This window comes from Spirosoma pulveris, assembly GCF_054781875.1.
In genome coordinates this window covers 440,275-452,521 of record NZ_BAAGTO010000001.1, presented here as the reverse complement: position 1 = coordinate 452,521, position 12,247 = coordinate 440,275, and the positions used below count along the sequence as shown (strand labels likewise).

The window sequence follows — 12,247 nt, the reverse complement described above, 5'->3', positions numbered from 1 at the left end:
TTCCGAGTGGAAGGTTTTTGATAACGTCATATAAAGCAAAAGGGGCTTATTTTTTTGTCGTTGCTTTTTTGGCGGTGGCTGCAGGCTTTTTGGCTGCAGTAGCTGTTGCTTTTGGCTTTGCAGCAGTTTTGGTAGCTGTTGCTTTTGTTGTAGCCGCCTTTTTCGCCGGGGTCTTGGAAGCGGGTTCGTCACCACCCAGCTTCAGGCAATCTTCCAGGGTCAGCGATGCTGGGTCAACATCCTTTGGAATTTTGACGTTCCGTTTGCCAATGGCCAGATATGGTCCATACTGACCGTTAATGACTTTCACGGCCGGATTCTCCGGAAATTCCTTGATGTATTTGTTCGCTTCAACGACGCGCTTAGCCTGAATCAGCTCAATGGCCCGCTCCAGCGTCAAACCAGCGAGCGATTCGTTGCGGGGGATCGAAATGTACTTATCTTCAAACTTCACATACGGCCCAAACCGCCCTTTACCCGTCGAAACCATCTTCCCCTCAAACTCGCCCAAAGCTTCGCTGACCGCTTCGGCCCGTTTTTGCTGGATGAGCTGAATAGCCCGGCTTTCGTCAATCGTGTACGGGTCGTCCTCTTTCGTCAACGACACGTATTTATCGTCATGCTTTACATATGGCCCGAATTTACCGATACCGATGGTCATCGGTTTATCCTCGAAGAAACCAACTTCGCGTGGCAGAGTGAACAGGTCGAGGGCCTCCTGCAAGGTAATCGTTTCAATTAATTGACCATCGCGCAGGTTGGCGTACTGGGGTTTCTCGTCGTCGGTCGATTCACCAATTTGGGCGTATGCTCCGTATTTACCCAGCCGGGCCGATATTTTCTTGCCTGTACGGGGGTCGATACCCAAATCGCGGGCGCCGGTTTTAAACGCGACTACCGAAGAACCCTGGATGTCCTCAATGTTTTTATGGAAGTCACCGTAGAAGTCCTGAAGCATGGTTTGCCAGTTCATCCGTCCATCGGCAATTTCATCGAATTCCTTCTCAACACTAGCCGTGAATTTGTAGTCCACAATGTCTGGGAAGTATTCGACCAGGAAATCATTCACCACAATACCGGTGTTGGTTGGAAAGAGCTTGGCTTTTTCTGAGCCATAGGTTTCTTTGCCGCTGGTTTCGCTGATCTGATCCCGTTGCAGGGTGTATTCGGTATATTTTCGTTCCAGGCCAGGCTTGTCCTGTTTGGTAACATAACCCCGGTTAATAATCGTCGAAATCGTTGGCGCATAGGTTGAGGGTCGACCTATACCCATTTCTTCGAGTTTTTTCACCAGCGATGCTTCGGCATAACGGGGCTGCGGTCGGGTGAACTTCTCCGTAGCTTTCATTTGCCCCAGATTCAGCCCTTGCCCGATGTTGAGCGGTGGCAGCATGCCTTTCGCATCTTCATCGTCTTCATCATCTTTCGATTCCAGATAGACGCGCAGAAAGCCGTCGAATTTGATAACCTCGCCCTGTGCTACGAGTTCGTTCGGGAATGCCCGGTTCTCGTTTTTGGGCGTTTCGACAAACGGGCTATCGTCCACATTCGTTTGAAACGTGGTGGTAACGCCGTTGGCAAAGCGTATGCCAATGGTTACGGTGGTCCGTTCAAGCTGGGCATCAGCCATCTGTGAGGCAATAGCCCGTTTCCAGATCAGCTCGTACAAACGCTTCTGGTCGCGGTCGCCCCCGGCATTGCGGTCGTTGAAGTTCGTCGGGCGAATGGCTTCGTGGGCTTCCTGTGCCGATTCGTTCTTGGTCTTGAACTGACGGGTCTGAATGTATTTCTCGCCAAACTCAGTGCCAATTTCCGCTACAGCCTTTTCAATGGCTTCCTGCGAGAGGTTGGTTGAGTCGGTACGCATGTAAGAGATTTTACCGGCTTCGTACAGGTTCTGCGCTATACGCATGGTGCGGTCAACTGAATAGCTCAGCTTGCGCGACGATTCCTGTTGTAAGGTAGAGGTTGTAAAGGGGGGAGCCGGTGATTTCTTAGCGGGGCGTGTTTCCAGATTTTTGATGGTAAACGTTGCCCCGACGCAGGCTTCCAGAAAAGCGCGTGCTTCGACAGCGGTGGCAAAGTTCTTTGGCAGTTCGGCGTTGAGCACTTTGTTACCGTCAACGATAAACTGCGCGGTCACTTTAAACGACGATTTAGCCGAGTGCTTATCAATTTCCCGTTCGCGTTCCACCACGAGTCGTAAGGCAACAGACTGCACACGACCAGCCGATAAACCCGTACTGCCTCCTTTGATTTTGCGCCACAATACCGGTGAGAGTTCATAGCCAACCAGTCGATCGAGTACCCGACGGGCCTGCTGGGCGTTTACTAAGTCAACATCAATGGTGCGGGGCGATTTGATAGCGTTTAAAATCGCATTCTTAGTGATTTCGCGAAACACGATTCGTTTGGTATTGTCGCGCAGACCGAGGGCTTCTTTGAGGTGCCACGAAATCGCTTCCCCTTCGCGGTCATCATCAGTTGCCAGCCATACTTCCTCTGCCGCCTTCGCCAGTGACTTAAGTTCAGTGACTAACTTCTTCTTATCTGGCGAGATTTCGTAAGAGGGCCGGAAGCCATTGGTGACGTCAACGGCCAACCCATCTTTGGGTAAATCGCGGACGTGACCGAAGCTGGACTTCACTGTAAAGTCTTTTCCAAGATAGCCTTCTATGGTTTTTGCCTTTGCCGGCGACTCCACAATGACTAAGTTTTTCGACATAATTAATGGTCAGGTTGATATTCTCTCCGCTCTTCTCCCCCTCGAATCAGGCCAAATATAGACGCAAAAGACCTGACTTATGCAAGTCAGGATACATACGCCAAAATAAGTCAGGGGATTTTAGTGTCGCAGGATGGGGTATACATGCCTAACAACACATAGTCACTACCAGTTCGTATCTATTGCATAAAATCCCTTAAAATGAACAGATAAGCGCGATTTTACCTACTATTTATGGTCCAGACTATGGTCATTCAGTAACCCGATGAACAGCGCGAATTGTCAATAAATATTTTTTGATCCTTAAGGTCCCTTCGGTCTGTGTGGCACTCCATAGTTCAGTTATTTATTCGATCAAGGTTACAAACGGTTGAGCCGACGGTACTATATAACAAGTTAAAGTACCTTAATTCGCCGGGAAGGGAGGCAGTATAATCCTCATTTAAACGAACAATGACTTCGCCGTGTTGACGAAGCCATTGTTAATCAGATTTGTTTAAGCTTCAGGCAAAATTCGTTTACCGAACCCGAACGGCTCCTCCTATTTCGCCATTTGGATAGTTCGCCGACCGAATATTTAGTTGGTATAAACCTCTGGAAATACTATCGGCGCGACTTTGTGAAACAGAAACAGTGCCGCTGATAGGCGAGGTTAACGCTACCGCTGTCCCGCTGCCCGGCGTTGTACTGGTGCCGCTGCCCGGTGTTGTGCTGGTACCACTTCCCGGCGTTGTACTGGTCCCGCTGCCCGGTGTTGTGGATGTACCACTTCCCGGCGTTGTGCTGGTACCGCTACCTGGCGTTGTGGATGTACCACTACCGGGTGTGGTCGTTGTACCGCTGCCTGGTGTTGTAGATGTACCACTACCGGGTACAGTGCTGGTGCCGCTGCCTGGTGTGGTCGTTGTTGACGGGAATATGCCAGCCAGCAGAATGCTGTTGGCATATGATGTACCCGTAGCAGCCGAAGTCGATGTGCCGACAGGATCAAGCGTGATGGCTGTAGCCGTAATGCCTGAGTAGTTAACCGTATAGCTCAAAACGCTGGAAGATTGCGTTGAACCTGATGTTGTTCCCTGATTTAGACTCCCCGTAAATGAACCGGTTCCTGTTGTGGTCGTCGAACCACCCGATGCGCCATTAAGCGTCGCCGTTAACTGAACCGGATTGTTGGTTGTGGCAATGGGGTTTTCGTCGTCGTCTTTGCAGGCGTACCCCAATAAGCCAAGGGCAATGATCATTGTCCCAATGAGTGCTTTTTTCATACCGTTGATTGGTTAATTGACTTAGTTGATAGTTCGATTTATTGATGATAATTCATTAGCTGCCTAACTTCAGCGCATCCCTGATTGCTCGTTATGAATGGACATTTGTGAGGATACGGAATGGCTATACCATATTTCACCCATGGATACAAACCTAAAACTTACCTTCAGACTGGCCACCCTAAGTGACCTTCCGCCTATTGTCCAAATGCTTTTAGACGATACACTCGGTGCGTTACGGGAAAACCCCGGAACGACCGAATTTGAATGCTATACAAAAGCATTTGACGCCATTCGTTTAGATCCAAATCAGGAATTAACCGTGGCAGAACTGAACGGTGAGATTGTAGCGACGTTTCAGTTGACGTTCATCCAGTACCTTACCTATCAGGGCGGGCGAAGAGCACAGATTGAAGCGGTAAGAACCCATTCGGCCTACCGTGGTCGGGGTATCGGAAAGAAAATAATTGACTACTCCATTCAGCGAGCCAAAGAAAAGGGTTGTCATTTACTGCAGCTTACAACGGACAAACGAAGACCCGATACCATTCGATTTTATGAATCACAAGGTTTAGTTGCCACTCACGAGGGAATGAAGATTAAGCTTGACTAGCCTGGTATGACAGGGCTTGCATTAACATAGTTCAGCCCGATAGTCTGGGCTAGCTTATATGTCGACTCTTTATTTTTAGAATTTTTTTTCTTTCTCAATCTGCCGGATCTGCTAACTATTTAATCCTATATCATTGATTAGTAGCGATATGTCTTGCCGATACTTCTGGCCTTTTCCGGAAATTCGTTGTTCGTTCTATTTTTTTAGAGAAAACTTTGCGATTCATTAAAGTAAAACGCCGGGCTTGCCCGTCATCCTTACCAAAGGCTTACAGCGGAATAACACAACACGAAAAAATCGGCCGTCACTTTTCGTAGTCATTGACTTTCTGCTATCGTAGGGCTTTCGCAACCAATTAACGAACAAGCATCATGAACATCATTTGGCGAATCGCTGGCCTAGCCCTGGCGGCCGGTTTGGTACTCTTTCTGGTATCACTCCTGTTAAAAGTACTTTTAGTAGCACTGGGCATTGCCCTGCTGGCGCGGATTGTCGGGAGCCGTTTGGCGGGTGGCCGGGCATTTGGACGAGTTAGAGACGGCGGCTGGCAGTCGTCGACCATTATATCGATCGACAATCCAGCCTATCGGGCGCCGGTAAACCAGGCAAGCTACGCCCGGATTATCCCCATCAACTAAGGGTATGAACAACAACATTCAGGAACACAATCAGTAAACACAATACTAGAAACACACAACCATGTATAACAAACAGGCATTTCAATCAGGTTATAAAGGAGGTTGCGGACAAATGGGCCGCGGAGGATTTGGCAGCAAGTGGGGGCGGGGTAAATTCGGTGGATTCTGGGGCCGTCACGATGGCAGTCTGTTTCAGGCACCGGTTAACATTCAGGAGACCGATGCTGACTATATCATTTCGCTGTTTGCGGCAGGCCTGATCAAGGAAAATGTAAAGCTTTCCGTAAAAAATGACGTGCTCACCATTTCCTACGAAGGATCGGACGCATCGGCAATGGAGGAGCAAGCCACGACTGGCAACTACACATATCAGGAGTATGGAAACCGCTCTTTCGAACGCTCGTTTCAGCTAAATGATAAAGTCATTACAGAAAATATATCGGCGAGCTATGCCGATGGGATTCTGAAGGTGATTTTGCCGAAGAACCCGGCTACAAATAAACCGGCCCAAACGATCAGTGTAAACTAAATGAATTCGGGAGTACAAAAAAAGCCCCTGCCATAATCAGCAGGGGCTTTTTTTGCGGGATGGGTATCGAAAAATCAACTATTTTTTTCTGACTTCTCCACGGATTTCTCCCCCCCGGTAAGCGGCTGTGTGAAGGTTGGCGTAGTAGAGGCCAGCCAGCAAACTATCCACCTGCGTTTGGCGCAGGGCGGCAGTGGTGGCAATGATCGGAGAGGTCAGGCTTGGGAACGGGATATCGACCGGGCCTGTGCCATCGGCGTTCACAATCTTGTGCAGATGGCCTCCCGTTGGATTCAGCCCCTGATAGGTTACTGTGTAGCTAAGAACCCGGCTTACCGTATTCAGTTTTCCCGTAAACGTTCCGGTTGCTGTGGATGGAACAGGGGTGGGTTTTTCACCGGGACCTGTTAGTGTCGCCGAAAGCTGTGTGATGGTTGAAGTAACTGTTGGGTTCTCTTCATCAAGGCATGAGGAAAGAGAGAACGCCAGTGCCAGAAGCGTGGACACCGAAAAGAGTACAGATTTTTTGTTCATAGCTGTTCAGCATCTATGGATCGATACGTCAGTGGTGTTTGTTGGGATTAGGGCACGTACCGACCTGATTTGACTGCCAAGATAAGTTGTTTATCTATTTAGTTCTGCATTTAGGGCACAAAATACCCGGAAATGGGCTTTTCGGGCACTTCTTTTCAGTTGTTTACAATCCATTCCTGCTAATATTTCCAAAACGATTCAGAATCTTCTAATTTTGAGCCGCTAACCAGAATCCATTTTCCGGATTTGTTGGTTCTTCTAAAGAGAACATCCCTTTTAGTAACCTGTTTTATTATCCCCTTTTTTGCTATGGCTTTTGATTTAGACATGATTCAGCGCGTTTACGCTAACCTCGGCGAACGCGTCGAAGCCGCCCGGAAGGCAGTGGGCAAACCGCTGACCCTGTCGGAGAAGATTTTATACAGTCACCTCTTTGCGGGTACTCCCACACAAGCCCTTGAGCGGGGGAAAGATTACGTAGATTTTGCACCCGACCGAGTGGCTATGCAGGATGCAACGGCCCAAATGGCCCTGCTGCAATTTATGCAGGCTGGTCGTCCAAAAGTGGCTGTTCCGTCAACTGTTCACTGCGACCACCTTATTCAGGCCGAAGTAGGCGCTGTGAAGGATCTGGACATTGCCAAAAATAAAAATAAAGAAGTATACGACTTCCTGGCTTCGGTTTCGGATAAGTATGGTATTGGCTTCTGGAAACCCGGTGGGGGCATTATTCACCAGGTTGTCCTGGAAAATTACGCGTTTCCCGGCGGTATGATGATCGGTACGGATTCGCATACGCCAATGGCGGGCGGATTGGGTATGATCGCTATCGGTGTGGGTGGTGCCGATGCCTGCGACGTAATGGCGGGTCTGGCCTGGGAATTGAAAATGCCGAAACTGATCGGAGTTAAACTGACGGGCAAGCTGAGTGGCTGGTCGTCGGCGAAAGACGTCATCCTGCGGGTAGCTGGTATCCTGACTGTAAAAGGCGGAACGGGCTGCATCGTTGAGTACTTCGGCGAAGGTGCCGAAACACTGTCGGCGGCCGGTAAAGGAACCATCTGTAACATGGGTGCTGAGATTGGTGCGACGACCTCGATCTTCGCGTACGACGAAAAGATGGGCGACTACCTGCGGGCAACCAGCCGCGCTGATATCGCTGATGCGGCTTCGGCCGTTAAAGCCGATCTACGGGCTGATGACGAGGTCTATGCTGATCCGGCATCGTACTACGATCAACTAATTGAAATCAACCTGTCTGAACTGGAGCCGCACATTAACGGACCATTCACGCCCGATTTGGCCTGGCCGCTGTCGAACTTTGCCAAAGCGGTGAAAGAAAATAATTGGCCCGCCAAACTTGAAGTGGGTCTGATTGGCTCGTGCACCAACTCCAGCTACGAAGACATGACCCGTTCGGCTTCGGTAGCGGCTCAGGCAACGGCGAAAAAACTGAAGACCAAAGCTGAATTTACGGTAACGCCAGGTTCTGAACTGGTTCGGTTTACGGCCGAGCGTGATGGACTGCTGGATACGTTCGAAGAAATCGGAGGGGTTGTACTGGCCAATGCCTGTGGTCCCTGTATCGGGCAGTGGGCACGTCATATGGACGATCCAAGCCGTCAAAACTCGATCATCACCTCCTTCAACCGGAACTTCGCCAAGCGGAACGATGGTAACGCCAGCACCCACGCTTTCGTCGCTTCGCCCGAAATCGTAACGGCATTTGCCATCGCCGGTGACCTGACGTTCAACCCCATGACCGACACGTTGACCAACGAAGACGGTGAGCAGGTTAAACTCGATGAGCCACAGGGTATCGAGCAGCCGATCAACGGCTATGCAGTTGATGACGCCGGTTACCAGGCTCCAGCCGAAGATGGTTCGGGTGTTCAGGTGCTGGTTAGTCCAACATCGGATCGTCTGCAATTGTTGGCTCCGTTCCCGGCCTGGGAAGGCACCGACCTGAAAGGATTGAAACTGCTGATCAAAGCAAAAGGCAAATGTACCACCGACCATATTTCAATGGCGGGTCCCTGGTTGAAATACCGTGGTCACCTGGATAACATTTCCAACAACATGCTGATTGGCGCGGTCAACTTCTACAATGAGAAGACCAACAGCGTAAAAAACCAGTTAACGGGCGAGTACGGCGAAGTACCGGCTGTTCAGCGGGCTTACAAAGCGGCTGGTATCGGGTCAATCGTGGTGGGCGACGAAAACTACGGTGAAGGTTCTTCCCGGGAGCACGCAGCCATGGAGCCTCGTTTCCTGGGTGTTCGGGCCATTCTGGTGCGGTCATTTGCCCGTATCCATGAAACCAACCTGAAAAAGCAGGGAATGCTGGCGTTGACGTTCGCCAATGCTGCCGATTATGACAAAATTCAGGAGGACGACTCGATCGAAATCAATGGCTTAACGGAATTTGCTCCGGGTCGCCCGCTTGAGGTTGTACTGCATCATGCCGACGGTTCAACGGATGCTTTCCCGGTTAATCATACCTACAACGAAGGTCAGATTGAGTGGTTCAAAGCGGGTGCCGCGCTGAACATCATCCGGATGAAGCAGAACGCGTAGATTATTCGTGTTTCTACAAAAAAGAAGCCGATTGTCGAAAGACAATCGGCTTCTTTTTTTGTAAGACTTCTCTATAAATTGAGATCAGAGTTTCATCCTTTAGGCAAGTTTATGGTAACTTAAGCGTAGAGGACGGGCTGCCTCTGCTAATACTTTTTAATTTTTTGTATAGAAGCGCTCGTAAACCCGTTCGTAGATCAATTGACTGTAGCCGTCAAAATCCTTCTGACTTAACAGTAACGGGCTCGACATGAGGTACATGGGTATGGGCGGATCACCACGTTGATACGGTGGCTGGGCATAGTCAAAGGGGTTAACTAAAAAGCCCTGTCGTTCATAAAACTGAATCCGTCGACGGCTTAAGTCATCCGTTGGTCGCTCTACTTCCAGAAGAAAACACGGACTATCGAGTTGCAGCAAGCGGATGAGTGCGCGATGGCCCAACCGGTTACCCCGCAGGTTTGGGTCGATGGCAAAATGTTCAAGGAAAACCACGCCTGGCCATTGCCAGTAGATCAGAAAGCCAACAAGTTGTTCCTCTTCCGTCAGGGCGCACAAATGCATATCGGGGCAGTGAAGCAGCTGACGCAGGTCGTCAAACTTACGGCGCTCATCGGCGGGAAAGGAGGCTTCATACCACTCTTGAATTGACACCAAATAGGGATGTGGCTCCGTGATTCGTTTGAAAAGCATACTCAATCAGCCCCTATTATTTCAATCCTTCCATGGCTTTTTTCATAGCAGCAAACTGCCGTTTCTTTTGAAGGACGGTCGGAGCGGCTACCCGCTCCCGGCAATCAAATATGCCGCAGCGTTCGCAGGCTTCATTAACGACGCGCATCGATACTTCACTGGCCGGATTCGACTGGGACGAACCCGAAAGAAATTTCATCTTACTGCGCAGCGCGTCATTGACCGCAAAACACATAGATAAACTAATGTTTTGATGACTGGTGGCCTGAAATGGATGCGCTACCGAGATGATCAGGTATTGCTGCTTCGAATCAAAGTATTCCGAAATCTGGGCCCGGCAAAGCGCGCCGTCGAACCCTTTGTTCTGTTGCAGAAACTGGAGTTCCTGAAGTATGGTCCAGGCGATCCAGCGCCGACAGAAATGTTCATCAACGATGCCCCTCGGGCCCTGCTGACGAGAAAGGTGCATTTCCTTGGTTAACTGAAAGGTCGTTTGACCGGGTGTGTGATTGAACCGGTAAAAGAAAAGCTGATCAATGCCGAACTGACTTGGCAGGATAGCACTCAACCGGTAAAAGAACTGCTCGGGCGTTGCTCCAAACTCATGAATGAGTTGCAGGAAATTGTCGTTGTTCCAGGTATCCCGGGCAAACAGGGCACTTAACTTCTCCACAAGAACGGCACGTCGAATCAGAATAGCCCCGGCAAAATAAGACGCCTTGTAATTATTTAGAATCTGCTCGAACGATTCAGCTTCGACCCAGGAATAACTGTAGGGTCGATTCTTCAAGCCCATAAACTGAAACCCTACCTCCCTGGCCAGAATAAACAATCGTTGTTCGGGCGTTAATCCGGCATTGAGGTGCAATGTATGCTGTTCCGGCCGATATACTGATCGAAGGGCGGTCAGCTCCGGCTGCATCAATGGGTCAAACTGTTGCAGACGAACATCGTACCTCGTTTTGAGGAGGTTTTTCAGGATAAGCTCAGTAACCGGCTGATTGGTCCCCGCAGCAAATTCAGCTAAAAAACGGTCAGCATCGGCTTCGATATCCGGAAAATAATTGTCGTGCATTTCCTGATACGACCGCAGCATAGTTAAGTATAGCCGTTCAACACTCATGTTGTAGCTGAGGGCAATATCCATGAATGTTCGGATCATGGCACTGACTTTAGCCGGAGCCTCGGCTAGTAGTTCGAGCAGATCCGATGGGTCGATACCAAAGAGTTCAAGCGGGATTTCAGTAAGAAACTTGGACCGAAGCAGGTCCGAGATCGGCTCTAGCTTTTTACTTAATTTTAAGGAAACCAGCGTATCATAATCCACCTGCATGGCGTTGGCCAGCGCTGAGATCTTATCAGCTTTCGGGTATTTACGCCCCTTCTCAATTTCGGTAACATAGGAAACAGACAAACTTGCTCGTTGAGCCAGCTCGCTGACCGACAGGCCTTTGTCTAGTCTTAGCTGTCGCAGTTTCAAGCCAAACAGCAGGCGAATATGGTCGGCGGGTAGGTTCAATGAGTAAGTGGTTGCTTAGTGAGTGGCATCCGTAAAAAGAGGCCCTAAATTCCAGGTCCGGCTAAGGTCGTAGCGAAGCTGACCCTGTTCGACAACGAGTGGACTGTCGACATTGTTGTGGTATAGTTGGCCCGTGCCTAAGCCCTGGGGCAGCAAGTTTTTAAACTGAGCTGTATACTGGGCTACCGCATTCAGGCCAATATTCGATTCCAGTGCTGAGGTAAGCCACCAGCCAATGTTTAATCGGCCGGCCAGTTCAATCCATTCATCGCAGTGACGGAGGCCGCCCAGCAGCGTCGGCTTCAGGACAATGTATTGAGGCTGAATTTTTTTCAGTAACCGAAATTTATGGACGTACTCCATTTGCCCGATGAGCTCTTCGTCAAGGGCAATGGGCAGGGGCGAGTGCTTGCACAAATCAGCCAATAGATCCGGCTGCCCTTTTCGAATGGGTTGCTCAATGGAGTGAAGATCAAAAGCCGCGAGCCGTTCGAGCTTTTTCATGGCTTCGTCGGGATTAAATGCGCCATTGGCATCGACCCGAAGGGTTATCTGATCGGCCGGGAAACGCTCCCGAATCATCGACAGCAGGTCGCATTCCTGCTCAAAGTCGATGGCGCCGATTTTTAATTTCAGGGTTGTATATCCCGCCAGTAGTTTTTCCTCGATCTGATGCCGCATAAAGGACTGCGTACCCATCCAGATAAGCCCGTTGATGGGTAGGCTGCGCTGCCCACTGATAAAATCCGAGGGGCGAATGATGCGTTTACCACCCGTCAGGAAATCGAGCATGGCCGTTTCGAAGCCAAACAAAATGCTTGGAAACTGTGGGCTGATGACTTGGTTAAGAACGATTGGGACGTTCCAGCTAAAAAGCTGGAGGTCCATCGCCGTAAATTCATCGCAATACTGACGCAGACATACTTCAAAATCGGGACGGTCGTCGTAGCTGAGGCCTTTCAAAGGCCCGCATTCGCCATACCCAATAACAGTTGGATTTTCGTCGTCAAACAGCCGGATTATATATGACGTTTTTTCGGTGAGGGTGCCGCGTGACGTACCCGCTTCGAAGCGAAAATGCAACGTGTATTTCAGGTAGTCGGCTTTTAAACTCATTGTACTAAACGGTGAGGACGGGAGTTCCCAGTCCTAAA

General features: G+C 49.8%; 10 protein-coding genes. 4 read left to right on the top strand and 6 right to left on the bottom strand.

Going from position 1 to position 12,247, the window contains the following annotated elements; translation table 11 throughout:
- Positions 1–46: 46 nt before the first annotated feature.
- Both topA and ACYVJM_RS01810 read right to left on the bottom strand, forming a co-directional pair.
- On the bottom strand, positions 47–2,725 hold the full coding sequence (topA, locus tag ACYVJM_RS01815; protein WP_461146496.1) for a type I DNA topoisomerase: 2,679 nt from the start codon (positions 2,723–2,725) through the stop codon (positions 47–49).
- Between the two features lie 518 nt (positions 2,726–3,243).
- Positions 3,244–3,990, bottom strand: a complete 747-nt coding sequence (locus ACYVJM_RS01810) for a hypothetical protein (protein ID WP_461146495.1) — start codon at positions 3,988–3,990, stop codon at positions 3,244–3,246.
- Positions 3,991–4,132: 142 nt separating this feature from the next.
- Here ACYVJM_RS01810 and ACYVJM_RS01805 point away from each other — a divergent pair, with 142 nt between their 5' ends.
- From ACYVJM_RS01805 to ACYVJM_RS01795, 3 genes are all read left to right on the top strand, one after another.
- Positions 4,133–4,603: a GNAT family N-acetyltransferase gene (locus ACYVJM_RS01805; protein WP_461146494.1), complete on the top strand. Its 471-nt coding sequence runs from the start codon at positions 4,133–4,135 to the stop codon at positions 4,601–4,603.
- A gap of 371 nt (positions 4,604–4,974) precedes the next feature.
- A complete protein-coding gene (locus tag ACYVJM_RS01800) occupies positions 4,975–5,241 on the top strand; it encodes a hypothetical protein (protein ID WP_461146493.1) in 267 nt (88 codons plus the stop codon).
- A gap of 61 nt (positions 5,242–5,302) precedes the next feature.
- The gene (locus ACYVJM_RS01795) at positions 5,303–5,770 is read left to right on the top strand and encodes an Hsp20/alpha crystallin family protein (RefSeq protein ID WP_461146492.1); all 468 of its coding nucleotides are present in this window, start codon (positions 5,303–5,305) and stop codon (positions 5,768–5,770) included.
- Positions 5,771–5,848: 78 nt separating this feature from the next.
- Here ACYVJM_RS01795 and ACYVJM_RS01790 read toward each other — a convergent pair whose 3' ends face one another.
- A complete protein-coding gene (locus ACYVJM_RS01790; RefSeq protein ID WP_461146491.1) occupies positions 5,849–6,304 on the bottom strand; it encodes a CHRD domain-containing protein in 456 nt (151 codons plus the stop codon).
- Positions 6,305–6,613: 309 nt separating this feature from the next.
- Between ACYVJM_RS01790 and ACYVJM_RS01785 the strand changes: the two genes are divergently transcribed.
- Positions 6,614–8,881 carry an aconitate hydratase gene (locus ACYVJM_RS01785; protein WP_461146490.1) on the top strand — a complete coding sequence of 756 codons (2,268 nt, stop codon included), beginning with the start codon at positions 6,614–6,616 and terminating at the stop codon, positions 8,879–8,881.
- A gap of 156 nt (positions 8,882–9,037) precedes the next feature.
- Here ACYVJM_RS01785 and ACYVJM_RS01780 read toward each other — a convergent pair whose 3' ends face one another.
- From ACYVJM_RS01780 to ACYVJM_RS01770, 3 genes are read right to left on the bottom strand one after another with little or no spacing between them, the layout of a single operon-like run.
- A complete protein-coding gene (locus tag ACYVJM_RS01780; protein ID WP_461146489.1) occupies positions 9,038–9,574 on the bottom strand; it encodes a GNAT family N-acetyltransferase in 537 nt (178 codons plus the stop codon).
- 16 nt (positions 9,575–9,590) lie between these two features.
- Entirely contained in the window at positions 9,591–11,093 is a 1,503-nt protein-coding gene (locus tag ACYVJM_RS01775) for a helix-turn-helix domain-containing protein (RefSeq protein WP_461146488.1), read from the bottom strand.
- 15 nt (positions 11,094–11,108) lie between these two features.
- Positions 11,109–12,209: an o-succinylbenzoate synthase gene (locus tag ACYVJM_RS01770; protein ID WP_461146487.1), complete on the bottom strand. Its 1,101-nt coding sequence runs from the start codon at positions 12,207–12,209 to the stop codon at positions 11,109–11,111.
- Between the last annotated feature and the right edge of the window lie 38 nt (positions 12,210–12,247).

What these genes read in the sequence shown, in the direction of transcription:
- topA (WP_461146496.1), bottom strand. Translation starts at nt 2,725, where the DNA reads ATGTCGAAAAACTTAGTCATTGTGGAGTCGCCGGCAAAGGCAAAAACC.
- ACYVJM_RS01785 (WP_461146490.1), top strand. Translation starts at nt 6,614, where the DNA reads ATGGCTTTTGATTTAGACATGATTCAGCGCGTTTACGCTAACCTCGGC.
- ACYVJM_RS01795 (WP_461146492.1), top strand. Translation starts at nt 5,303, where the DNA reads ATGTATAACAAACAGGCATTTCAATCAGGTTATAAAGGAGGTTGCGGA.
- ACYVJM_RS01810 (WP_461146495.1), bottom strand. Translation starts at nt 3,990, where the DNA reads ATGAAAAAAGCACTCATTGGGACAATGATCATTGCCCTTGGCTTATTG.
- ACYVJM_RS01805 (WP_461146494.1), top strand. Translation starts at nt 4,133, where the DNA reads ATGGATACAAACCTAAAACTTACCTTCAGACTGGCCACCCTAAGTGAC.
- ACYVJM_RS01780 (WP_461146489.1), bottom strand. Translation starts at nt 9,574, where the DNA reads ATGCTTTTCAAACGAATCACGGAGCCACATCCCTATTTGGTGTCAATT.
- ACYVJM_RS01800 (WP_461146493.1), top strand. Translation starts at nt 4,975, where the DNA reads ATGAACATCATTTGGCGAATCGCTGGCCTAGCCCTGGCGGCCGGTTTG.
- ACYVJM_RS01790 (WP_461146491.1), bottom strand. Translation starts at nt 6,304, where the DNA reads ATGAACAAAAAATCTGTACTCTTTTCGGTGTCCACGCTTCTGGCACTG.
- ACYVJM_RS01770 (WP_461146487.1), bottom strand. Translation starts at nt 12,209, where the DNA reads ATGAGTTTAAAAGCCGACTACCTGAAATACACGTTGCATTTTCGCTTC.